The sequence below is a fragment of the Pseudomonas sp. PS01270 genome (assembly GCF_029959775.1).
Taxonomy (GTDB): Bacteria; Pseudomonadota; Gammaproteobacteria; order Pseudomonadales; family Pseudomonadaceae; genus Aquipseudomonas; species Aquipseudomonas atacamensis.
The window spans coordinates 1-255 of sequence record NZ_JASCPT010000310.1 but is presented as its reverse complement, the minus strand read 5'-3'; the positions used below and the strand labels follow the sequence as shown (position 1 = coordinate 255).

Annotated in this window: 1 rRNA gene; it reads right to left on the bottom strand. The window is 50.2% G+C overall.

Annotated features, from left to right (window positions below):
• A 23S ribosomal RNA gene (locus QMX86_RS28395) occupies positions 1-255 on the bottom strand; the annotation flags it as partial.

The window sequence follows — 255 nt, the reverse complement described above, 5'->3', positions numbered from 1 at the left end:
GGTTCTTTTCGCCTTTCCCTCACGGTACTAGTTCACTATCGGTCAGTCAGTAGTATTTAGCCTTGGAGGATGGTCCCCCCATATTCAGACAAAGTTTCTCGTGCTCCGTCCTACTCGATTTCATGACCAAGAGATTTTCGCGTACAGGGCTATCACCCACTATGGCCGCACTTTCCAGAGCGTTCCGCTAATCTCAAAGCCACTTAAGGGCTAGTCCCCGTTCGCTCGCCACTACTAAGGGAATCTCGGTTGATT